This is a genomic window from Paramesorhizobium deserti, assembly GCF_001558695.1.
In the GTDB taxonomy this organism is placed as follows: domain Bacteria; phylum Pseudomonadota; class Alphaproteobacteria; order Rhizobiales; family Rhizobiaceae; genus Paramesorhizobium; species Paramesorhizobium deserti.
The window spans coordinates 259,142-282,112 of sequence record NZ_LNTU01000023.1 but is presented as its reverse complement, the minus strand read 5'-3'; the positions used below and the strand labels follow the sequence as shown (position 1 = coordinate 282,112).

21 protein-coding genes are annotated in these 22,971 nt (G+C 62.5%); 10 read left to right on the top strand and 11 right to left on the bottom strand.

Annotated elements, in window-relative coordinates; genetic code table 11:
• Positions 1-401 precede the first annotated feature (401 nt).
• Entirely contained in the window at positions 402-1,043 is a 642-nt protein-coding gene (locus ATN84_RS14230) for a TetR/AcrR family transcriptional regulator (protein WP_068882665.1), read from the top strand.
• Entirely contained in the window at positions 1,040-1,576 is a 537-nt protein-coding gene (locus ATN84_RS14225; protein ID WP_068882291.1) for a GFA family protein, read from the top strand. Before ATN84_RS14230 ends, ATN84_RS14225 begins: the two co-directional genes overlap by 4 nt.
• A 61-nt stretch (positions 1,577-1,637) precedes the next feature.
• Here ATN84_RS14225 and ATN84_RS14220 read toward each other — a convergent pair whose 3' ends face one another.
• From ATN84_RS14220 to ATN84_RS14195, 6 genes are all read right to left on the bottom strand, one after another.
• Complete coding sequence (locus tag ATN84_RS14220; RefSeq protein ID WP_068882290.1) at positions 1,638-2,183, bottom strand: adenine phosphoribosyltransferase; 546 nt, start codon at positions 2,181-2,183, stop codon at positions 1,638-1,640.
• A 96-nt stretch (positions 2,184-2,279) separates the two neighbouring features.
• Positions 2,280-3,140 carry a cytochrome c1 gene (locus ATN84_RS14215; RefSeq protein WP_068882289.1) on the bottom strand — a complete coding sequence of 287 codons (861 nt, stop codon included), beginning with the start codon at positions 3,138-3,140 and terminating at the stop codon, positions 2,280-2,282.
• Between the two features lie 29 nt (positions 3,141-3,169).
• Positions 3,170-4,468, bottom strand: a complete 1,299-nt coding sequence (locus tag ATN84_RS14210; protein ID WP_068882288.1) for a cytochrome b — start codon at positions 4,466-4,468, stop codon at positions 3,170-3,172.
• A gap of 21 nt (positions 4,469-4,489) precedes the next feature.
• Complete coding sequence (petA, locus tag ATN84_RS14205) at positions 4,490-5,053, bottom strand: ubiquinol-cytochrome c reductase iron-sulfur subunit (protein ID WP_068882287.1); 564 nt, start codon at positions 5,051-5,053, stop codon at positions 4,490-4,492.
• 249 nt (positions 5,054-5,302) lie between these two features.
• A complete protein-coding gene (locus tag ATN84_RS14200) occupies positions 5,303-7,150 on the bottom strand; it encodes an ABC transporter ATP-binding protein (protein ID WP_068882286.1) in 1,848 nt (615 codons plus the stop codon).
• A 15-nt stretch (positions 7,151-7,165) separates the two neighbouring features.
• Positions 7,166-9,025: an ABC transporter ATP-binding protein gene (locus tag ATN84_RS14195; protein WP_068882285.1), complete on the bottom strand. Its 1,860-nt coding sequence runs from the start codon at positions 9,023-9,025 to the stop codon at positions 7,166-7,168.
• 290 nt (positions 9,026-9,315) lie between these two features.
• On the opposite strand from ATN84_RS14195, the gene ATN84_RS27280 reads away from it, so the two are divergent.
• Together ATN84_RS27280 and ATN84_RS14185 are read left to right on the top strand one after the other, a co-directional pair.
• Positions 9,316-9,453 (top strand): hypothetical protein, encoded by a 138-nt coding sequence (locus ATN84_RS27280; protein WP_161939578.1) that lies wholly within the window; start codon positions 9,316-9,318, stop codon positions 9,451-9,453.
• 16 nt (positions 9,454-9,469) lie between these two features.
• Positions 9,470-9,907: a tRNA (cytidine(34)-2'-O)-methyltransferase gene (locus ATN84_RS14185; protein WP_068882283.1), complete on the top strand. Its 438-nt coding sequence runs from the start codon at positions 9,470-9,472 to the stop codon at positions 9,905-9,907.
• A gap of 124 nt (positions 9,908-10,031) precedes the next feature.
• Here ATN84_RS14185 and ATN84_RS14180 read toward each other — a convergent pair whose 3' ends face one another.
• Positions 10,032-10,292, bottom strand: a complete 261-nt coding sequence (locus tag ATN84_RS14180) for a hypothetical protein (RefSeq protein WP_068882282.1) — start codon at positions 10,290-10,292, stop codon at positions 10,032-10,034.
• Positions 10,293-10,454: 162 nt separating this feature from the next.
• On the opposite strand from ATN84_RS14180, the gene hemF reads away from it, so the two are divergent.
• Positions 10,455-11,369 carry an oxygen-dependent coproporphyrinogen oxidase gene (hemF, locus tag ATN84_RS14175; RefSeq protein WP_068882281.1) on the top strand — a complete coding sequence of 305 codons (915 nt, stop codon included), beginning with the start codon at positions 10,455-10,457 and terminating at the stop codon, positions 11,367-11,369.
• Between the two features lie 27 nt (positions 11,370-11,396).
• Here hemF and ATN84_RS14170 read toward each other — a convergent pair whose 3' ends face one another.
• From ATN84_RS14170 to ATN84_RS14160, 3 genes are all read right to left on the bottom strand, one after another.
• A complete protein-coding gene (locus ATN84_RS14170) occupies positions 11,397-12,671 on the bottom strand; it encodes a CCA tRNA nucleotidyltransferase (RefSeq protein ID WP_068882280.1) in 1,275 nt (424 codons plus the stop codon).
• Positions 12,668-13,177 carry a CoA pyrophosphatase gene (locus ATN84_RS14165; protein ID WP_153020265.1) on the bottom strand — a complete coding sequence of 170 codons (510 nt, stop codon included), beginning with the start codon at positions 13,175-13,177 and terminating at the stop codon, positions 12,668-12,670. Before ATN84_RS14165 ends, ATN84_RS14170 begins: the two co-directional genes overlap by 4 nt.
• A gap of 140 nt (positions 13,178-13,317) precedes the next feature.
• A complete protein-coding gene (locus ATN84_RS14160) occupies positions 13,318-13,956 on the bottom strand; it encodes a DUF1285 domain-containing protein (protein WP_068882278.1) in 639 nt (212 codons plus the stop codon).
• Positions 13,957-14,117: 161 nt separating this feature from the next.
• Here ATN84_RS14160 and ATN84_RS14155 point away from each other — a divergent pair, with 161 nt between their 5' ends.
• Genes ATN84_RS14155 through ATN84_RS14140 form a run of 4 tightly spaced genes read left to right on the top strand, consistent with a single transcriptional unit; the run spans position 14,118 to position 21,061 of the window.
• A complete protein-coding gene (locus ATN84_RS14155; RefSeq protein WP_068882277.1) occupies positions 14,118-15,125 on the top strand; it encodes an AAA family ATPase in 1,008 nt (335 codons plus the stop codon).
• Positions 15,125-16,039: a DUF58 domain-containing protein gene (locus ATN84_RS14150; protein ID WP_068882276.1), complete on the top strand. Its 915-nt coding sequence runs from the start codon at positions 15,125-15,127 to the stop codon at positions 16,037-16,039. The genes ATN84_RS14155 and ATN84_RS14150 overlap by 1 nt, the downstream gene beginning before the upstream one ends.
• Positions 16,036-18,966, top strand: a complete 2,931-nt coding sequence (locus ATN84_RS14145) for a DUF4159 domain-containing protein (protein ID WP_068882275.1) — start codon at positions 16,036-16,038, stop codon at positions 18,964-18,966. The genes ATN84_RS14150 and ATN84_RS14145 overlap by 4 nt, the downstream gene beginning before the upstream one ends.
• 4 nt (positions 18,967-18,970) lie before the next feature.
• Positions 18,971-21,061, top strand: a complete 2,091-nt coding sequence (locus ATN84_RS14140) for a hypothetical protein (RefSeq protein ID WP_425287405.1) — start codon at positions 18,971-18,973, stop codon at positions 21,059-21,061.
• A gap of 12 nt (positions 21,062-21,073) precedes the next feature.
• Here ATN84_RS14140 and ATN84_RS14135 read toward each other — a convergent pair whose 3' ends face one another.
• On the bottom strand, positions 21,074-21,580 hold the full coding sequence (locus tag ATN84_RS14135; RefSeq protein WP_068882663.1) for a GNAT family N-acetyltransferase: 507 nt from the start codon (positions 21,578-21,580) through the stop codon (positions 21,074-21,076).
• Positions 21,581-21,874: 294 nt separating this feature from the next.
• Between ATN84_RS14135 and ATN84_RS14130 the strand changes: the two genes are divergently transcribed.
• Complete coding sequence (locus ATN84_RS14130; RefSeq protein WP_068882274.1) at positions 21,875-22,867, top strand: glutathione S-transferase family protein; 993 nt, start codon at positions 21,875-21,877, stop codon at positions 22,865-22,867.
• The last annotated feature ends 104 nt before the right edge of the window (positions 22,868-22,971 follow it).

Sequence of the window (22,971 nt, the reverse complement as noted above, 5' to 3'; positions counted from 1 at the left end):
GAAAGGGCGTCAAGCCTTTCCACTGCGTCCATCATCTCCGATTGCGGGAAGAGACGGCAGGTCTGCAAGACGAGTCGATCAAGCGACTATAGCGGTTCTTTATTTCGATGGAATCGCCATTCACCCCCCTCTGGCCTGCCGGCCATCTCCCCCACAAGGGGGGAGATTGGATATGCGTTCTTGCTTTCGCTAATTACCGACGTTGCGGAATTAAGCTCCGCCATCGATGTCAGCTAATCTCCCCTGGGGAGATGGCCGGCAGGCCAGACGGGGGTATTAGCACCAACGCTTCCGTCTAAAATTGAAAGTTCTAATTCCTCTCAATGATGACTGCACCGCACCACGAGAGAGCCAAAATCCCTTTCTTGCATACATACCAACTGTACGGTATGTATATTGACATGCCTAGGCCGACCAAACATCACCCTGAACGCGGCGGTGCCAGAACACGCCTTCTTGATGCCGCCGTCGATATGATCCGCGCGAAGGGCTTTGCCGCGACTTCGGTCGACGAGCTTTGCCAGACCGCCGCGGTGACCAAGGGCTCGTTCTTTCACCACTTCAAGAGCAAGGAGGAACTCGGGGTCGCAGCCGCACGCCATTGGGCCGAAACCACCAGCGCCTTCTTTGCCGTCGCCCCCTATCACGCGCATGACGATCCGCTCGATCGCGTGCTGGCCTATGTTGCCTTCCGCAAGTCGATCATCGTGGGCGAACTGGCCGAATTCACCTGTCTGGTGGGCACGATGGTGCAGGAGGTCTATGCGCAATCGCCCGCCATTCGCGATGCTTGTGGTGACAGTATCTTCGGCCATGCTTCCACCCTAGAAGCGGACATTGACGCCGCCATCAAGAACCGGGGCGTGAAGGGCGATTGGACGGCCGACAGCCTGGCCCGCCATACGCAGACGGTGATCCAGGGTGCTTTCGTGCTGGCAAAAGCCGCAAATAATCCCGCGCTGGCGCGCGAGAGCCTCGATCATCTCGACCGGTATATCCGTCTCCTCTTCGAGCGCCCAAACATGGAGCAAGTGACGCCATGAAGCAGACTACCCAACTCGCCTGCGCCTGCGGAAAATTTCATCTGGAGTTGGAGGCTGCGCCGATCATCGGCGCGGAATGCCATTGCAGCAGTTGCCGCGAGGCGGGCGCGAGACTGCAGACCCTCCCCACGGCCGGACCGGTTCTGCAGCAGAACGGGGGAACGCGCTTCGTTCTCTACCGCAAGGATCGCGTCCGTTTTCTGGATGGCGCTGAATGGCTCAAGGAGTTCCGCCTCAAGCCAGAGTCCAAAACCCGTCGCGTCATCGCCACATGCTGCAACACGCCCGTCTTTCTCGAATTCCAGGGTGGGCATTGGCTCAGCCTCTATGAGAGCCTATGGCCCGAAGGCACAACGCCTCCTCCCGCTCTACGAACGATGACGAGCGATATCCCGGCTGGTACGACGCTCAGTGACGATGTTCCGAACGCGAAGCACCACTCATTTTCGTTTTTTGCCAAGCTGCTGAGCGCATGGATCGCCATGGGGTTCCGAAGCCCCAAGGTCCAAATTAACGGAGCGATCGATGCCTGATCTCGGGAGAGCGGCCTGACAGATGGCTGGATAAACACGGCCCGGTCCAGGCACTGCCTCCTCAGTTCCCTTCGAATTCCACCAGCGTACGCACGGTTACGCCAAGCGCCTCAAGCTTCTTGCGGCCGCCGAGATCGGGCAGATCGATGATGAAGCAGGCGGCAACGACCTCCGCGCCCATCTGCAGGAGGAGCCTGGTCGCGCCCTCCGCCGTCCCGCCGGTGGCGATCAGATCGTCAACCAGGATGACCTTTTCACCCGGCACGATGGCATCGCGGTGCATCTCCATTTCGTCGACGCCATATTCGAGGCTATAGGCGATGCGCACCGTATCGTGCGGCAGCTTGCCCTTCTTGCGGATCGGCACGAAGCCGGCCGAGAGCTGATGCGCGATGGCGCCACCCAGGATGAAGCCCCGCGCCTCGATGCCCGCTACCTTGTCGACCTTGCCGCCCGCATAGGGATAGACCAGCTCGTCCACCGCCCGCCGGAAGGCGCGCGCATTGCCCAGAAGCGTCGTGATGTCGCGAAACATAATACCGGGCTTCGGATAATCTGGAATGGTCCGGATGGATTCTTTCAATGTTTCACGCAGCGCCGAATCCATGTGATTTCCTTTCGATCAAGGCCGATACTCGCAGGCATTCCTGCCAAAGAAAAGGGCGCCAGCGGCGCCCTTTTCTTTGGCAGATGGTCTCCGCGATCAATGCGCGACATTCGCCCAGACGCGGCGCTTGACCAGATAGACCAAACCGGCGAACAGGACGAGGAAGACCATGACGCGGAAACCGGTCCGCTTGCGGGCTTCCAGATGCGGCTCAGCCGCCCACATCAGGAATGCCGAGACGTCGCGCGAATACTGATCGAGCGTCTCCGGCGACCCGTCGTCATAGGTGACCTGGCCATCATCGATCGGCTTCGGCATGGCAAGCGACTTGCCCGCGATGAAATACGGGTTGTAGTGCGTGCCTTCCGGGATCTCCATGCCTTCCGGCGGGGTGTGATCATATCCGGTCAAAAGCGCATGGATATAGTCAGGGCCGGCTTCCGCATATTGCGTGAAGATGTCGAAGATGAAGGTCGGGAAGCCGCGTTCGACGGCACGAGCCTTGGCGATCAGCGAGAAATCGGGGGGAGCCGCGCCGCCGTTGGATGCCGCCGCCGCCGCGTCATTCGGGAATGGCGACGGGAAATAGTCGGTCGGAATGCCCTTGCGGGTGAACATCTCGCCATCAGCGTTCGGCCCGTCCTGAATATCGTATTCGGCGGCGAGGGCTTTAACCTGGTCTTCGGTGTAGCCAAGCTCTTCCAGCGAGCGGAAGGCCACAAGCTTCATCGAATGACAGCTGGAGCAGACCTCCTTGTAGACCTTCAGGCCGCGCTGCAGCTGGCCCTTGTCATAGGTTCCGAACGGACCGGCAAAGGACCAGCTTTCCTGATGCGGCTTTTCAATCGGAAAATGCGTCGGCTCCGCTTCGCTGTGTTGTTCCTGGGCAAGAGCGCCGCCGACGGTAAGCATGACGCCGAAGCCGAGCGTAGCAAGACCGGTGAGGATCGTTTTCATGGGACAGTCCTTAATATCTGGCAGTTCGCTCAGCCTTTGGTTTCCGGAGCGGCGGTCGCGCCGGCGGGCACGGCACCGCCTTTCGACTTGGCCAGCACCGCTTCGGTAATCGAGTTCGGCAACCGCTTCGGCGTCTCGATCAGTCCGAGAACCGGCATGATGACGAGGAAGAAAACGAAGTAGTAGAGGGTGGCCATCTGCGCCATGACGACATAGACGCCTTCCGCCGGACGCGAGCCGAGCCAGCCGAGCAGGATGGCATCGGCCACGAACAGCCAGAAGAAGAGCTTGTACCACGGACGATAGACCGCCGAACGCACCTTGGAAGTATCGAGCCAGGGAACCAGGAACAGGATCGCGATCGAGCCGAACATCGTCAGCACGCCGCCAAGCTTGGAATCGATCGGGCCGATATTGAAGGTGATGGCGCGCAGCATCGCGTAGAACGGCAGGAAATACCATTCGGGAACGATGTGGGCGGGCGTCTTCAGCGAATCAGCCGGAATGTAATTGTCCGGATGCCCGAGATAGTTGGGCATGTAGAAGATGAAATAGGCAAACAGGATGAAGAACAGCACCATGGCGAAGCCGTCTTTCACGGTCGCATAGGGCGTGAACGGCACCGTATCTGTCTTCGACTTGACCTCGATGCCGGTCGGGTTGGTCTGCCCGGTCACATGCAGGGCCCAGACGTGCAACACGACGACGCCCGCGATCATGAACGGCAGCAGATAGTGCAGCGAGAAGAAGCGGTTCAGCGTCGGGTTATCCACCGCGAAGCCGCCGAGCAGCAATTGCTGGATCGGGTCGCCGATGATCGGGAAGGCGGTGAAGAAGCCGGTGATGACGGTGGCGCCCCAGAACGACATCTGCCCCCACGGCAGCACGTAGCCCATGAACGCCGTCGCCATCATCAGGAGATAGATGATGACGCCGAGGATCCACAGCAGCTCACGCGGCGCCTTGTAGGAGCCGTAATAGAGGCCGCGAAAAATATGGATATAGACGGCGACGAAGAACATCGATGCGCCGTTGGCATGCATGTAGCGCAGAAGCCAGCCGGAATTCACGTCGCGCATGATCTTTTCAACCGAATCGAACGCGAGGCTCGTGGCTGATGCATAGTGCATGGCGAGAACCACGCCCGTCAGGATCTGCGAAACCAGCATGATCGCCAGGATGCCGCCGAACGTATAGGCATAGTTCAGATTGCGCGGGACCGGATAGGCGATGAAGGAATCATAGACGAGGCGCGGCAATGGCAGCCTTGCGTCAATCCATTTTTCGATGCCGGTGCTCGGCGTGTAGGTGGAATGTCCGCCACTCATATCGTGTCTCCCAATAACCCTTTAGCCGATCTTCACGTGCGTGTCGGAGAGGAATTCATACGGCGGAATAGCCATGTTCTCCGGCGCCGGACCGCTGCGGATGCGCCCGGCCGTATCGTAGGTCGAGCCATGGCAGGGGCAGAACCAGCCACCATACTCACCCGATTCGCCGAGGGGAATGCAGCCCAGATGCGTGCAGATGCCGATCATGATGAGCCAGTTTTCCTTGCCCTCGCCCGCTGAACGCTCGAGATCGGTAGCCGGTGCGTCGGACGCCAGGTTGGCGTTGCGCGCGACCGGGTCTTTCAGGGCGGAAAGGGCCGTGTTCTTGGCGTCGTCGACTTCCTTCGGCGTGCGATTGCGGATGAAGATCGGCTTGCCGCGCCATTTGACCGTCAGCGACATGCCTTCCGTCACGGAAGAAATATCCACTTCGATCGAAGCTGCCGCGAGCGTTGAAGCATCGGGGCGCATCTGGTCGATGAAAGGCCATGCGAGACTGGCCGCCCCGACGACACCCGCCATCCCGGTCGCTATATAGAGAAAATCACGCCGTGTCGGCTCAGCCGTGTCGTGTGCGCTCACGAGACCTATCCTTTCCAACTTTCATTTTTACAAGGTATTCCGCGTCCCCTCATTTTGAGATCGGCCCATGGCGAATGGGCCGGCGGAATCCCCCGGCATGTTGCGTGGTTTCTAGGCGTGATGTTGCGGCTTGTCCAGACGGCAGGGCGCCATTACGGCAGGATGTCGCAGGCTATGCACTGGAGAGAATGGTGAATGGTGAATAGCGAATGGCAAGCACCAAATTTCTATTCACTATTCACTATTTCACTATTCACTTCTCCCAATGAAGCCGCCGGACTGGCGTGCCCAAAGCCCGGCATAAATTCCGCCACGGGCAAGCAGCTCCTCATGGGTGCCTTCCTCGACGATGCGCCCCCGATCCATCACTACAAGACGGTCGAGCCGCGCGATGGTGGAGAGCCGGTGCGCAATGGCGATGACCGTCTTGCCTTCCATCAGGCTGTAGAGGTTCTCCTGTATCGCCGCTTCCACCTCCGAATCGAGCGCCGAGGTCGCCTCGTCCAAGATGAGGATCGGCGCATTCTTCAGGATCGCGCGCGCAATGGCGATGCGCTGCCGCTGCCCGCCTGATAGTTTCACCCCGCGTTCGCCAACAAAGGCGTCGAAGGCCTTGCGTCCCTTGAAATCCTCAAGCGACGCGATGAACTCGTCCGCCTCCGCCTGGCGCGCAGCGGCGAGCACTTCCTCCTCCGTCGCATCGTCGCGGGCAAGCAGGATATTGTCCTTCAGCGAGCGGTGCAGAAGCGCCGTCTCTTGGCTCACCACGGCGAAGGCCCTTCTCAATGATGCCTGCGTCACGTCGCGTATGTCCTGCCCATCGACCAGGATACGCCCCTTTTCAACATCGAAGAGCCGCAGGATCAGGTTGATCAGCGTCGTCTTGCCGGCGCCCGAATGACCCACCAGGCCGATGCGCTCGCCGCCCCTGATGGAAAGGCTGATATCGTCAAGCACCCCGCCTTCCTTGCCGTAATGGAACGTGACGTGCCGGACGTCGATCGCACCCTTGGTCACCTCAAGCGGCTTTGCCCCCGACCGGTCTTCCAGGCCGAGCGGTGCGGAGACGAGCCGCATCGAATTCTCGATCAGGCCGAGTTGCCGGAACATGCCGTTGAGCTGCATCATCAGCCGCCCGAGCAGCATGTTGAGGCGCAGCACCAGCCCGAGCGTGAACGACACCTGCCCCACCGTCACCACGCCCTTGGTCCAGAGATCGATGGCGAGTACCGCCACGGTCACGATCATCAGGCCGGAGAGCGCCGCCAGCGCCACGCGCACGCCGGTCAGCGAGCGGTAGAGCGGCAGGAGCGCGCCCAGATAGCGGTCGAATCCGTCGCGTAAGTAAGCTTCGTCCGCATCGGCCGTGTTGAGCTTGATCGTCTGGATATTGGAATAGCTGTCGACGATGCGCCCGTTGATCATCGAGCCTGCTTCGGCCGTTGCCTCCGCGCGCTTGCGGATCAGCGGCACATAGTGGCGCGCGATAAACGCGAATGCGATGATCCAAGCGATCACCGCCGCCGCCAGCCGCCAGTCGAGGCTGCCCACCAGCGCAAGCGTCGTGAAACTGTAGATCAGCATGAACCAGACCACCTGGATGAAGCTGATCATCAGGTCGCCCGCCGCCTGCCCCGCCTGCCAGACCTTGGTGGCGATGCGCCCGGCGAAATCGTTCTGGAAAAACGCGTAGGACTGGCGCAGCACGTAAGAATTGGCCTGCCAGCGGATCAGATTGTAGAAGCCGGGCGACAGCGTCTGATCGTCAAGCAGCGTATTCAGCGCCGTGACGACCAGACGGACGATGAGCACCGTCACCGCCATGAAGGCGAGTTCCGGCCCCGCCTCCGCCAGAAGACCTTGCCAGCTCTTGTCCGCCGCCTGGCTCAGAATATCGACCAGCCTGCCCATGAAATAGAACAGCCCCGCCTCCACCAGCGGCGCAAGCCCGCCAGCGATGAGGGCGAGCGCCAGCGGCCCCTTCGCCTGCCGGCCATAGTGCCAGAGGAAGCGAAGGGTCGTGTCTGGCGGACGCAAATTGTCCGTCTTGCGGAAGGGATCGATCCAGCGTTCGAAGACGCCGTATATCGCTTTCATTCGGTTCTACTCTTCTTATTCCGCCGCCATCTCCTCCGACACGCGGTCGTCGAAGCCGAGGAACCCACCGGACTGCCGCGCCCAAAGCCCGGCATAGATGCCGCCCCGCGCGATCAGCTCCTCATGTGTGCCCTCCTCGACGATTCGCCCCCGATCCATCACGATCAGGCGATCGAGCGCCGCAATGGTCGAAAGCCGATGTGCAATGGCGATGACGGTCTTGCCCTCCATCAGGCGATAGAGATTGTCCTGGATCGCCGCTTCCACTTCAGAATCGAGTGCCGAGGTCGCCTCGTCGAGGATGAGGATGGGAGCATCCTTCAGTATGACCCTGGCGATCGCGATGCGCTGGCGCTGCCCGCCGGAGAGTTTCACCCCGCGTTCGCCGACATGGGCATCGAAGCCCTTGCGGCCTTTCGGATCGGTCAGCGATTGGATGAAATCGCATGCCTCGGCGCGGTTCACCGCCTCCAGCATCATCGCCTCCGTCGCATCCGGACGGCCATAAAGGATATTGTCGCGTACCGAGCGATGCAGGAGCGATGTGTCCTGCGTAACCATGGCGATATTGGCGCGCAGCGATTCCTGCGTCACCTCCGCGATATCCTGGCCGTCGATCAGGATCCGGCCGGCTTCCACGTCGTAGAAGCGCAGCAACAGGCTGACCAGCGTCGACTTGCCAGCGCCGGACCGTCCGACCAGGCCGATCTTCTCGCCCGGACGGATCGTCAGCGCCAGATCGTCGATGACGCCCTTGCCCTTGCCGTAGTGGAAGCGGACATGATCGAAGACGATCCCGCCCTTCGAGACATGCAGGGCGGGCGCTCCCGGCATATCCGTGACCAGCTGCGGCTGCGCGATAGATGCCATGCCGTCCTGCACCGTGCCGATATTCTCGAACAGCGCCGACATTTCCCACATGATCCACTGCGACATGCCGTTCAAGCGCAGAACGAGGCCGATACTGACCGCCACCGCGCCGATAGTCACCGCCTCGCCCAGCCAAAGCCAGATGCCGATGCTGCCCACCGAAAAGAGCAGGATGCAGTTCAGCATATAGAGCGAGAAATAGAACTTCGTCACCAGCCGCATCTGGCGGTTGACCGTGTCCTGGAAGGTCAGGAGGCTCTCGCGGGCGTACTCCTCCTCCCGGTTGGAATGGGAGAAGAGCTTGACCGTCGCGATATTGGTGTAGCTGTCGACGATCCGCCCCGTCATGGTCGAGCGCGCGTCAGCCTGCTCCTCCGAAATGACGCGCATCTTCGGAATGAAGAAACGCAAGAGCCCGATATAGCCTACCACCCAGACGGCAAAAGGCATCATCAGCCTCCAGTCCGCCGAGGCTGCAATGATGAGCGTGCCGGTGAAATAGACCACGACGTAGTTGAGCACGTCGAGGAGCTTCATCACCGTCTCGCGCACCGCGAGCGCTGTCTGCATCAGCTTGGTCGAGACCCTGCCCGCGAACTCATCCTGGAAAAAGGCCATCGACTGGCGAATCAGATAGCGATGGATCATCCAGCGCACCCGCATCGGATAATTGCCAAGCAGCGTCTGGTGGATGACCAGCGAGTGGAACAGCACCACGGTCGGCAGAACCACCAGGACGACGCCGGCGATCAGCGCCAGCCGCGCGCCCTCATTGGCGAGGAACGTCTCCCGCGACTGGTTCGAAAGCCAGTCGACGATATTGCCGAGAAAGGCGAACAGCGACACTTCGAGAACCGCGATCGACGCGGCGCCAAGCGCCATCAACCCGATCCAGGGCCAGGCGCCTTTGGTGTAGTACATGCAGAACGCGACAAGGCCACGCGGTGGTTCGCGCAGCTCGATGTCGGGAAATGCATGCAGCCTTTGCTCAAACCAGCGGAACATTATGAAACCTCATATGCGGTTGCCTCATCACCCAGGCAAGGTTGCGCAGCGGGAGAGACAGGAAAAGAAACGGAAACCGATGGAAGCTGCCGGACGGGCGGCAATGTCTTAAGACACGAAAAACCAAGGGACATGACACAGACCTGCAAGCACGGGAAAACGGCTGCGGTACTGCGTCAGGACGGAGATACGAAATCTGGAGAAAGAACTACCGGATAAAACGATCGGGCGCAGAACCGCGGAACATGGAGGAAGGCATTGCTGCCTTCGGCCATGGGAGAAGTCTGGTCATGATGATCATGGACACCTCCATCGGTTCGTCTCGGGGTGCTTCTATAGACAATCCCGACACTTTTGGCGAGAGCCTTCGCGACAAAATGTCCACCCGCTCGCCCGAAACTGACAGCTATTGCCATTCGATGATGTGATGGCTACCCAGCATTCATGAATTTTCGCATTGCCCTCTACCAGCCGGATATTCCCGGCAACACCGGAACGATCCTGCGCATGGCCGCCTGCCTCGGCATCGGCGTGGATGTGATCGAGCCCGCCGGCTTCGACATCTCCGACAGGGCACTGCGTCGCGCCGGCATGGATTATCTCGAGCAGGCCGCCCTCACCCGCCATCTCGATTGGGCACATTTCGAAGAATGGCGAAAGAACGAGAACCGGCGGCTTGTGCTGTTCTCGACCAGGGCCGCCGAGCCCTACACCCGCTTCGCCTTCAAGCCCGGCGACATACTGCTGTTCGGGCGCGAATCGGCGGGCGTTCCCGACCACGTCCATGAACGCGCCGATGCCCGACTGCTGATTCCGATGGTGGAAAGCGCCCGCTCGCTCAACATCGCCCTGTCGGCGGCGATGGCGGCAGGTGAATGGTGAATGGTGAATGGTGAATGGTGAATGGTGAATGGTGAATGGTGAATGGTGAAACAGATAACAAAATCAGTCATCTGTTCATCAAAGCATATTTCTTTCTATTCACTGTTCACTATTTTTCCATTCACTAGTCCGCCGTCGGCAGCCGCCGCATGGTGAATTCGATCACGTCGTCGGGCCGCTCGCACCAACTCTCGATCTCGGTCCAGTAGGCGGCCTTTGGAAAGAGCGTGAACCATTCCCGTGCCTTTTCGCGGGCATCGTGGCGCGGCAGCGTGAATGTTTCGCGGATGAAGCCATCGCGCGGCAAGCGCTGCTTGCGGGCGCGGCCTGCCTCTAACTGCTTGCGCAAGCCGTTGAGCGGCGGACGGGGTAGATTGGCGGTCATCGTGAACCCTCGCAAAACCCTTCGCCGGTAAGGTAACGTGGATGCAACCAGAAAACGAGTCATTTCTTGGGGAGCAAGCCCCTCCGGTCCCGCTCGCCAGCTTTATCCCTTTGCCGCATATCCATAGTTTGCTACGAAACCCTAAAAAGGATAAAATTTCTTATGCAACGTCCTGATATTCCAACCACGCTTCCGCCCGAACTCGAGGAGAAAAAGGCCATCGCCAAGGCCTGGTTCGAGGAATTGCGCGACAGGATATGCGCGAGCCTGGAAAAGTTGGAGGACGAACTCGAAGGCCCGCTGTCCGACCGTGAGCCTGGGCGATTCGTCCAGACGCCCTGGCAGCGGGAAGAAGGCAATGGCGGCGGTGGCGTGATGTCGATCATGCATGGCCGTGTCTTCGAAAAGGTCGGCGTTCACACCTCGACGGTCTTCGGCGAATTCTCGCCCGAGTTCCGCAAGCAGATCCCCGGTGCGGAGGAGGACCCGCGCTTCTGGGCGTCGGGCATTTCGCTGATCGCTCATCCGCAGAATCCGAACGTCCCTGCCGTGCATATGAACACGCGCATGGTCGTCACCTCGCGCCAGTGGTTCGGCGGCGGGGCTGATCTGACGCCGGTTCTCGACCGCCGCCGCACCCAGGATGATCCCGACACCCAGGCCTTTCACAAGGCGCTGAAATTCGTCTGTGACAGGCACTCCAACGTTGCCGATTACGACAAGTTGAAAGCCTGGTGCGACGAATATTTCTTCCTGCCCCATCGCAACGAGCAGCGCGGCATCGGTGGCATTTTCTACGACTGGCTGCATTCCTCCGATGAGGCAGGCGGCTGGGACGCCGATTTCAATTTCACCCGCGATGTCGGGCGCGGCTTTTCGGTGATCTACCCGCACATCGTGCGGCAGAACTTCAATCTGGACTGGACCACCGACGACCGTCAGGAACAACTCGTCCGGCGCGGCCGCTATGTCGAGTTCAACCTGCTCTACGACCGCGGCACCATCTTCGGGCTGAAGACCGGCGGCAATGTCGACGCCATCCTGTCATCCATGCCGCCGACGGTGAAATGGCCCTGAGCCACTCAAGATAGAAGACAACCGGGTTCAGCCCTCCCCGGAAATCTCGCGCAGTTTGTCGAGCAGCGCCGCGCGGTCGAGCGAAAAGCCGGATTCGATCCAGAGGTCTTCGAGCGCCCGCTGCACGCGCCCAACCTCCGGCCCCTTTTTCACCCCGGCCGCGATGAGGTCGCCGCCCGAAAGCGGGAAACGCGGCGCCTCATAGGTTTCCGCCTGCTGCAGAAGGCGCGCATAACGCCCCGCGTCCATCATGGCCGTTGCATCGCCGCCCGCCGCCTCGACCCGAACTGCCGCAAGCGCCAGCCGCAAGCGGTCAAGAACGGCCTGTTTGCTGCCGCGATAGATCCGGCGGGCGAGTCCCAGATCGGACAGGTTCGGCTTTGGCGCTTCCGCTCGAGCCCATGCCTCGAGCCGTGCGCGCTCGGCATTCGACATCCTCATCCGCTCGCCTAGCTCCTCCATCCGCGCCGCATCGGGCGGGATCAGGCTTTCGAGCCTGAGCAGCGCATCCGGTTCCCAGTCCAGATCCTGTTCGGCGCGGACGAGGCCGTGAATGGCGTCGATGCCCCATTTCTCGCTTTCCGGCAGGATGATGTTCAGAACGCCGGTCTGCCGCATCCATAGAAGCGACCGCGAGGGATCGGGGGCGGAGAGAAGCTTCTTCAGCTCGTCCCATATCCGCTCCCTCGAAAGGCCCGTCAGCCCGTCTTTCAGACGCGTGCAGGCTTTCAGCCCCTGCGCTTCCGGCCGCCCGGATCCATACCAGGCGAAGAAGCGGAAGAAGCGCAGGATGCGCAGGAAATCTTCCCTGATGCGCGTTTCGGCATCACCGATGAAGCGCAGGGTCCGCGTTTCGATATCCCCGAGTCCACCGACATGGTCCACCACCGTGCCATCCGCCTTCGCATAGAGCGCATTGATGGTGAAGTCGCGGCGCTCGGCATCGACCTTCCAGTCGCGCCCGAAGGCGACTTTCGCCCGTCGACCGTCGGTATCAATGTCGGCGCGAAGCGTCGTCACCTCGAACGGGCGGCCAGCGGCCACGACGGTTATCGTTCCATGCTCAATGCCGGTCGGTACCGCCTTGAAGCCGCAGTCTGTCGCGCGACGCATTGTCTCCTCAGGCAGCGTCGTCGTCGCGATATCGATATCGCTGACCTCCTGGCCGAGCAGCGTGTTGCGGATCGCGCCGCCGACGATGCGCGCCTCCTCTCCGTCGCTCGAAAGCGCGTTGAGCAGCGATTGCAGATGCTTGTCGGCGAGCCAAGGCGCCCGTCCGGCTATGGAAACGACGTTGCTCAAGCGTAGAGCCTTTCATAAAGCGTGCGGATGATGCCCGCGGTCACGCCCCAGATGAAGCGGTCCTGATAGGGCATCGTATAATAGAACCTCTCGCGGCCTTCCCACACCCTGCTCTCGCTGCGGTGGTTGCGCGGGTCCATCAGGAAGGAAAGCGGCACCTCGAAGACATCCGCCACCTCGTCCGGATTGGGAACGACGTCAAAGGGCGGGCGAACCACAGCCAGCACCGGCGTGATGGAATAGCCGGTGGTCGTGAGATAGCGCGGCAGGCGGCCGAGAAGCTCCGTCCTGTCGCCTGTCAGGCCGATTTCCTCATGCGCCTCGCGCAGCGCCGCGTGTTCCGCCGTACCGTCCTCGGGATCGATGGCGCCGCCCGGAAAGGCGATCTGGCCCGAATGCTTGCGCAGCGATGCATTGCGCAAGGTCAGAAGCATCGTCGCCTCCGGGCCGCGATCGACGACGGGGACGAGCACCGCCGCGTCCCGCATCTTCGTCGCCGCGATCATCTGGTCGAGATCGGGATTGAGCAAATGGTCGCCGCGATCCTCGCTCACCCCGTGATGGCCGAGATCGGCGATGCGCCCCGCGAAATCTCGCGCCGAAAATGCATCGGCGTCGCCATGCCTGAATTCTCCCCGGACGAACTTCACGAGCGGAACGCCTCCAGCTGATCGGCGGGCATAATCGGAAAAACCGCGCCTTTTGAGCGCACCACAAACATGGAGCGCCCGTCGACCTCCACATCTTCGCCCAGCGCCACCAGATCGTACATGACGGGCCGTGACAGAAGGGCCTCCAGCCGGCCGCGTACCTTGAGGTATGGTTTCAATCCTTCATTCTCACGCGCGATCTCGAAGCGCAGCGGATGGTCCGGGCCGGCCTCCACCACGTCGCCGACATTGGTGCGGAAGGTCAGGATTTGGGCCGTCCCCGTACCGGACACACTCATCTCCACGCCCAAAAACGGCGCGTCCTCCACCCGGATGCCGACCTTTTCCACCGGCGTCACCAGATAGGTCCGCCCGTCCTCGTCCCTGCGCAGGATCGTCGAGAAAAGCCTGACGAGCGGTTTGCGGCCGATCGGCGTGCCCATATAGAACCAGGTGCCGTCGGCGCGGATCTCCATGTCGATATCACCGCAGAAATCGGGATTCCATTTCTCCACCGGCGGCAGGCCTTTGCCCTCCGGGTTCGCGCCGTCACTCCGGGCGCGGGCGATCAGGGCCTCCAGCCCCGGCATATCAGGTCCCTGCTTCGATGCGGAAACTACACTGCTTTTTCCCATGCGACTCGGTTATTCTCACATTGAAAATTAAGGATACGTCACGAAATAGTCACCGTTTCGCGGCTTGTCAGCATGTCATAGTGATTTAACTTGTCCATTAGGACCCTAGTTAAAGCATTAGAACCCGCTGCCACAGCGGCTAAGCCATTTGCGAGGAAGCCATGAGCGTTGTCAAAACAGCCGATCCCATCGATCCCAAGGCTCTGGTCGCTGAAGCCGAGCGCGCCCTGCAGGATATCTCGAAAATCCGGGACGCTGTCGGCACCGTCATCTTCGGGCAGGAGAGCGTCATCGAGCGCACGCTCGTAGCCCTTCTGGCGGGCGGCCATGCGCTTCTCGTCGGCGTTCCCGGCCTCGCCAAGACCAAGCTCGTGGAAACGCTCGGCACGGTGCTCGGCCTCGACGAGCGCCGCGTGCAGTTCACGCCCGACCTGATGCCCTCGGACATCATCGGCTCCGAGGTGATGGAACAGGACGCCGACGGACGCCGTTCCTTCCGCTATGTGAAGGGCCCGATCTTCGCACAGCTTCTGATGGCCGACGAGATCAACCGCGCCTCGCCCCGCACCCAGTCGGCGCTCCTGCAGGCGATGCAGGAATATCACGTGACGGTCGCTGGCGAGCGCCACGACTTGCCCTCGCCTTTCCATGTGCTGGCGACGCAGAACCCGCTGGAGCAGGAAGGAACCTATCCGCTCCCCGAGGCGCAGCTCGACCGTTTCCTCATGCAGATCGACATTCTCTATCCCGAGCTCGACGCGGAACGGCGCATCCTGCTGGAGACCACCGGCACTGCCGAAGCCAAGGCCCGCGGTGTCGTCACCGCGCTGCGGTTGAAGGAGATGCAGAACCTGATCCGCCGGATGCCGGTTTCGGAAAATGTCGTGGAAGCGATCCTCAAGCTGGTGCGTTCGGCCCGTCCGGGCACCGGCAGCGAGCACGCCGACCGCCACATCGCCTGGGGCCCCGGCCCGCGCGCCAGCCAGGCGATGACCCTCTGCGCCCGCGCCCGCGCGCTTTATGACGGCCGCCTCGCCCCCTCGGTGGACGATGTGAAGGCGCTGGCCGAGCCCGTCCTCCAGCACCGCATGGCCCTGACTTTCGCGGCCCGTGCCGACGGCATGAACGTCCGCGATGTCATCGCCAATCTCGTGAAGGCAGCCATTTGATGGCGGCGCTTGGGCAGCGTGTCGAGCCGGTCGCGACGACCGATGCGCTTGCCCGCGCCAGACAACGCGCAGCGCTGGTGCCCGATCTCCTGGTCGAGGCGCGCCGCGTGGTCAGCACCGTCATCACCGGCTGGCATGGCCGGCGCAGGCGCGGCATGGGCGAGAATTTCTGGCAATTCCGGCCCTATGTCGAAGGCGAGGCCCTGTCGCGCATCGACTGGCGGCGCTCGGCCCGTGACGATCATACCTATGTGCGCGACCGCGAATGGGAGGCCGCCCACACCGTCTGGCTGTGGACCGATCCTTCTGCCTCCATGCTCTATCAGTCCAATCTTGGCGAGGTTTCCAAGGAGTGGCGCGCGCTGGTCATCACCCTGGCGCTTGCCGAGCTTCTGTCGCGCAGCGGCGAGCGCATCGCCTATCCCGGCGTCATCGATCCCTTCGCCGCACGCAACGGCGCCGAAAGGCTCGCCTCGGCCCTCGTTCATTCCGCCGGCGTGCCCGCCCTGCCCGACATCGCCAACATCCGGCGCTTTTCCGATATCATCCTGGTCAGCGATTTCCTCCAGCCGGTCGAGGAGGTGCTGGAGCTTCTCGAACGCCTGGCCAAGCATGGCGTCCGCGCCCATCTGATCGAGATCACCGACCCGGCGGAAGAGGTCTTCCCCTATTCAGGCCGCACCGAATTCCGTGATCCCGAGACGGACGAAAGGATCACCGCGGGCCGCGCCGAGCTCTTTGCTCAGGATTACCGCAAGCTCTATCTCGCTCGCCGCGAGACGCTCGCAGCTTATTGCAAACGGCTCGGCTGGAGCTTCACCGTCAACCATACCGACCGCCCGGCTTCCGAGGCACTGGTGCGGGTGCATATGAACATGACCGCCGACATGGGCTATCAGGGAGGTGTGGCATGAACGCGCTTCCTCTCGCCTTCGGCGCACCCATGGTCCTCGCCGGGCTGATCGCCCTGCCGATCATCTGGTGGCTCCTGCGCATGACCCCGCCTCGCCCTCAGGAAGAGGTGTTCCCCCCGCTCCGCATCCTCGCCAATGTGCTGAAGAAGGAGGAAACGCCGAGCAAGAGCCCGTGGTGGATGACCCTTCTGCGCCTGGCTCTTGCCGCATTGGTGATCCTGGCGTTGGCCGAGCCCGTCTGGAACCCGCGTCCCGTCACGCTGGCCGGGGATCAGCCCGTCGCCATCGTCCTCGACAATGGCTGGGCCTCGGCTGAGGATTGGGACCAGAAGCACGACACGGCGGAACGGCTCATAAATGATGCGGAGGCGGCGGGCGCGCCGATCTACGTCATGGGCACGGCGGAGCGCACCAACGCCGAGATCGGGCCTTTCGACGCGACACGCGCGCTGGAAAGGCTTGAGGCGCTGAACCCCCGGCCGATCCCGGTCGACCGCCAACAGGCCTTCGAGCGCCTTGCCACCGCCATAACCGCCACGCCGGGCGCCCGTATCGCCTATCTCAACGATGGCGTCGAGACGGCGGATGACGCCACAGCTTTTGCACCGCTCGCGCAGAGCGGCGCGTCCTCCATGCTCTGGTACCGGCCCGATACCGCCAATCTCGCCGGCCTCGCCTCGGTCGAGAACGGGGCCGACGCGCTCGTCGTCCACGCCATTCGTCCGACCGATGCCAACCAGCCGCGCAGCGTCACCGTCGGCGCCTTCGACAACAAGGGCCGCCGCATCGCCGAGACAAGCCTTGCCTTCGGCCCGGGAAGCAGCACGGCGGAGGGGCGCATCGAGGCGCCGATCGAACTGCGCAATGATTTTTCCACCATCCGGGTCGACGGCTCCCGGCAGGCTGCCGCCACGCGTCTACTGGACGATAACGCCAAGCGGCGGCGCGTGGCGCTCATCTCCGGCGCCGAGGCCGATGCCGCCACCGCCCAGCCACTGCTGTCGCCGCTCTATTATATTTCCCGGGCGCTGCAGCCTTTCGCCGATCTGCTGCAACCGCGCACGGCCGACCTCGCCATATCGATACCCGAGCTTCTCGACCAGAAGCCCTCCGTCGTGGTGATGGCCGATATCGGCAAATTGCCGGAAGCGGCTGAACAGCGGCTTGCCGACTGGGTGTCCAAGGGCGGAACGCTCATCCGCTTTGCGGGCCCCAGGCTTGCCGGCGCCGGCGACGACGACACCTTGCTGCCGGTCACGCTCAGGCGCGGCGAACGCTCGCTCGGCGGAACGCTTTCCTGGACCGAGCCGCAGCCGCTTGCCGCCTTCCCGGCGAACGGCCCGTTTGCCGGCCTCCCCACCCCGCAGGAAGTCTCCGTCAAGCGCCAGGTGCTGGCCGATCCATCGCCCGATCTCTTCGAGAAAAGCTGGGCCAACCTCGCCGATGGAACGCCGCTCGTCACGGGCGAAACACGCGACCGTGGCCGCGTCGTGCTTTTCCACATCGCTCCCGATGCCACCTGGTCCAACCTGCCGATCAGCGGTACTTTCGTCGAGATGCTGCGCCGCATCGTCGTCCTGTCGCGCAATCTCGGCGGCACCGAAGAAAACGGCACGGCCAGCGTCTCGCTTCCGCCCTATCTCATGCTGGCGGCGGATGGCTCGATGATCCCGCCGACGCCGGAAACCAAACCGCTTACCGTGGGCGGCGGCGCCACGCCTGAGGTGAGCTACGACAATCCGCCCGGTTTCTACGGCTCCGAGGATGCGCTCTATGCACTGAACCTCCTGGGACCCCGATCGGAACTGACGCCGCTGGTCCAGCCCTCGCTCTCCTTCCCCGTCACGGCGACCGCCTATGCCGCCGATGAATCGATCCGGCTGCGCGGGCCGCTCTTCGCCGCCGCGGCAATCCTGCTCGCGCTCGACACGCTGCTCGTGCTCTGGCTCGGCGGCCATTTCCGCCCGCGCAGGGGAAGCCGGCCGCAAGGGGGCCGCAAGGCTGCCGCGATGGGCGCGGTGGTATTGCTGCTGCTGCCGGGTGGATGGCTTTTGTCAGCCTCCCCGCTCGCCGGCGGCCAGGCATTCGCGCAGACCTCCAGCCCGACACCCGCACAGTCTGCACAATCGCCGGAAACCAGCGACAACACCATCCATGACGACAGCCGGCCTGGCGATCAAGCGATGATCGATGCGGTTTCCGTTACCCACCTCGCCTATATCATCACCGGCGACAAGGCGGTCGACGACATCAGCAGGGCCGGCCTGCAGGGGCTCACGCAATTCCTGATCGAGAAGACGGCGCTGGAGCCGGGCGAGCCGATCGGCCTCGATCCCGCCCGCGACGATCTCTCCTTCTATCCGCTGATCTATTGGCCGGTCGACCCCAACGCCGCCATGCCGAGCGAGGCCGCGATCGCCAAGGTCGACGCCTATATGCAGCAGGGCGGCACCGTCCTCTTCGACACGCGTGACGAAATGGCCGCCGGCGCCGGACTCGACGGCGCCACCACGCCCGCCGGCCAGCGCCTGCGCGCCATTCTCGACGGCATGAACGTGCCGCCGCTCGAACCCGTGCCGAGCGATCATGTCCTGAGCAAATCCTTCTACATCATGCCGGATTTTCCGGGCCGTTTCCGCGGCAGCCCGCTGTGGGTGGAAGCCTCGCTCAACAGCGAGAGCCGCGAGGACCGCCCGGTGCGCACCGGCGACGGCGTTAGCCCCATTCTCATCACCGCCAATGATTTCGCCGGCGCCTGGGCGGTCGACCAGCGGGGTGCGCCGCTGCTGCCGACCGTGCCGAACGATCCCATGCAGCGAGCCTATGCGATGCGCGGCGGCGTCAACATCATGATGTACATGCTGACCGGCAACTATAAGTCCGATCAGGTTCACGTTCCCGTTCTGCTCGAACGGCTTGGGAATTAGGCCGATGTATATGTCGCTCAATTTTCAGCCGCTCTTCTCATGGCCCTGGCTTGCCGCGCTTCTCGTGCCGCTGGCGCTGCTCGTCATCGCCGGGTTGTTCTTCCGCCAGCGCGGCAGCGTCATCCGCCTGGCTGCGCTCCTGGCTCTCGCCCTCGCCCTTTTCAATCCGATCCTGATCGACGAGGAGCGCGAGCCGCTGAAAAGCGTCGTCGCCGTCGTCGTCGACCGCAGCCAGAGCCAGGATATCGGAGACAGGCGCGCCGATACCGACGCGGCCGTCAGGCAGGTCGAGCAGGAACTTGGAAAGCTGCCGCAATTCGACGTGCGCGTGGTCGAGGCGGGCCGCCCGGCAGACGATGACGACGGCACATCTACAAAGCTCTTCCAGGCATTGAACGGCGCCTTCCGCGATGTGCCGCCCTCGCGTATCGGCGGCGCGGTCATGGTGACGGACGGCCAGATCCACGATATCCCGGAAAACGCCGCCGCATTGGGCTTCAATGCCCCCGTGCACGGGCTGATCACCGGAACGCCGGAGGAATTCGATCGCCGCATCCGCTTCGTGCATGCACCGCGCTTCGGCATCACCGGCAAGCCGCAGCAGCTTGTCTATACCGTCACCGACGAGGGCGAGAATGCGCCCACCGACGGAACGGCGCGGGTGCGCGTCATCGTCAATGGCGATGTGGTGAGCGAGGAAAACGCGGTCATCGGCGCCGAGACGCCGGTGGAGGTCAATCTGCCGAGGGCCGGCACCAATATCGTCGAGATCAGGACGGATACCATCCCCGGCGAAGTCACGGAAACCAACAATCGCGCCGTGGCGACGATTGACGGCATCCGCGACAATCTCCGCGTGCTGTTGGTTTCGGGCGAGCCGCACAATGGCGAGCGCACCTGGCGCAATCTTCTCAAATCCGACGCCTCGGTCGATCTCGTCCATTTCACCATTCTGCGCCCGCCGGAAAAGCAGGACGGCACGCCGATCAACGAATTGTCGCTGATCGCCTTTCCGACGCGCGAGCTGTTCGTCGAGAAGATCGAGGATTTCGACCTGATCATCTTCGACCGCTACCAGCATCGCGACGTGCTGCCGCTACTCTATTACGATTACATCGCCCAATATGTCGAAAATGGCGGCGCGCTGTTGATCGCCGCCGGCTCCGAATATGCCGGCAATCAGTCGATCGCGCGCACGCCGCTGCTCAGCGCCCTGCCGGCGCTGCCGACCGGTGAAATCACCGAGAAGGCCTTCTATCCGCGCCTCAGCGATATGGGCAAGCGCCATCCCGTGACGCGCGGGCTGGAAGGCGGCGCCCAGGAACCGCCGCAATGGAGCCGTTGGTTCCGCATCATCGATATCGACCAGCCGCAGGGCCAGGTGATCATGAACGGCGCCGACAACCGGCCGCTCCTGGTGCTCAACCGTGTGGGCGAAGGCCGCGTCGGCATGTTCCTCTCCGATCAGGGCTGGCTCTGGGCCCGCGGCTTCGAGGGCGGCGGCCCCTATGCCGCGCTCTACCGCCGCATCGCCCATTGGCTGATGAAGGAACCGGAGCTGGAGGAAGAAGCGCTGACCGCCAGCGGTAGCGGCCGCACATTGCAGATCCGCCGCCAAACCATGGGCGACAATCCCGGCGACGCCCGTGTCATCACGCCGTCGGGCAACACGGTCGAGGTGCCATTGACGAGAAGCGAGCCCGGCATCTTCAGCGGCACGCTGCAGACCGATGAAATCGGTCTTTTCCAGGTTGCGAATGGCGATCTGAACACGCTTGCCCATGTCGGGCCGGTGGATGCGCCGGAATTCACCGACAGCATCTCGACCACCGCCAAGCTGGAACCGCTGGCAACCGAGACCGGCGGCAGCGTGCGGCGACTGCGGACGGAAGCCGGCCAGTCGAGCATTGAGGTTCCCGGCATCATCGCCGTGCGCAACACGGCGGCAGCGAGCGGCAATAGCTGGATCGGCTTGCGTGAAACCGGCGACACGGCATTGAAGAGCGTCAACCGCCTGCCGCTCTTTTCCGGCTTCCTCGGCCTCGCCGCCATGCTTCTGGTGCTGGGCTCGATGTGGTATCGCGAGGGGCGGTAACTCCGCCTCTCCTCATGCTCTATCCGCGTGCCGCACCAGACCTGAAACATTCTCCAGCGCGCGTGGCGTGAACTCGCAGGCGAGCAGCCGGTTGGGATCGACGGAGGCCGGCATCAGGATTCGGCCTGGCTCCACCTTGCGAAAGCCGAAAGGCCCGTAATAGGGCTCGTCGCCGACGAGCACCACCAGCCTGTGACCGGCGAGCCTTGCCGCCTCCATCGCCATGCGCATCAGCGCGCGGCCGATGCCCCGGTTCTTCCATTCCGGTCGCACGGCCAGCGGCCCGAGCAGCAGCGCCGGCGTTGCCCCGATCCTGACATGCGTCATGCGCACCGAGCCAATGACGATGCCGCCCTGCAGGGCCACGAAGGAGAGCGAGCGGTCGTGCGGTCCTCCCTCGCGGATCCGATAGGCGGCGCGCGTGAAACGGCCCGGCCCGAAGGCTTCCCGGTTGATGGCTTCGATTTCAAGGTCGTGCGCGGGATCTTCCTGCGCGTAGGTCAGTTCGAGTTGCAGCATGGCAAAGACGGTCGCAAATTGAGAAATCGGAACGCCGCAATGGGCGCAGACAGGCATCGGCAGCGCCCAAGGCGCTGGTCCGGTTTCATCGTCGGATGAAAGGCAATCCCGTCAAAACATTTCTCCCGAAATACGGCCACGCCGCATGATCAGGCGGCTCCTATCATCAAAATGACCCGGCGTAAACGAAATTAATCGCGGATGGTTGCGCGGCGGTTACGCACCGTTCAACCATCCGGTAGCTGCCAAGCGCTCTCCGCTCCCCTATATTGGGGACGGTAAAGGAGATATTTCATGGGACTTCTGGTTGACGGCGTCTGGCATGACCAATGGTACGATACATCGGATAGCGGCGGGCGCTTCGTGCGTTCCAAATCCCAATTCCGCAACTGGGTGACGGCGGATGGCAGCGCCGGCCCGAGCGGCGAAGACGGTTTCAAGGCGGAACCGGGTCGCTATCATCTCTATGTCTCCTATGCCTGCCCCTGGGCGCATCGCACATTGATCTTCCGCGTCCTGAAGAAGCTCGAGGACGCGATCTCCGTCTCGGTGGTCGACCACTACATGGGCGAGGAAGGCTGGACGCTCTACGGGAGAGACGGCGGAACCGGCGACCATCTCTACGGCGCCCAGCGGCTCCATGAGATTTATACCCGCGCCGATCCGAAATATTCGGGCCGGGTCACCGTCCCCGTCCTCTGGGACAAGCAGCGCCAGACCATCGTCTCGAACGAATCCGCGGAGATCATCCGCATGCTGAATTCGGCTTTCAATGAGTTCGGCGATGCCTCGCTGGATTTCTATCCCGAAGAGTTGCGCACCGAAATCGATGAACTCAACGATTTCGTTTATCCCAATATCAACAATGGCGTTTACCGCGCCGGCTTCGCGACGACGCAGGAGGCTTATGAGGAGGCCTTCAACCAGTTGTTCAGCGCACTCGATCAGATCGAAGAACGGCTCTCGCGCCAGCGCTATCTCGCCGGCGACCGGCTGACCGAAGCCGACTGGCGGCTCTTCACCACACTTCTGCGCTTCGACCCGGTCTATGTCGGCCATTTCAAATGCAACCGGCAGCGGATCGCCGATTACCCGAACCTTTCCAACTATCTGCGCGATCTCTACCAGGTCCCTGATGTCGCCGGCACGGTCAACATGCACCACATCAAGGCGCATTATTACGGCAGCCACAAAACCATCAACCCGACCGGAATCATTCCTCTCGGCCCGGAGATCGACTATGGAGCGCCGCACGACCGGAACCGGTTTGCCGCCAAAGCCGCGTGAGGCGCCCACCGCCACATTCTGCAACCGTTGCATTTTTGTTACAGGGTTTTTCGAAGATGGGCCCGGTCCATCCGTAAGCCTTCCTGCTTGATCCAGATCAAACG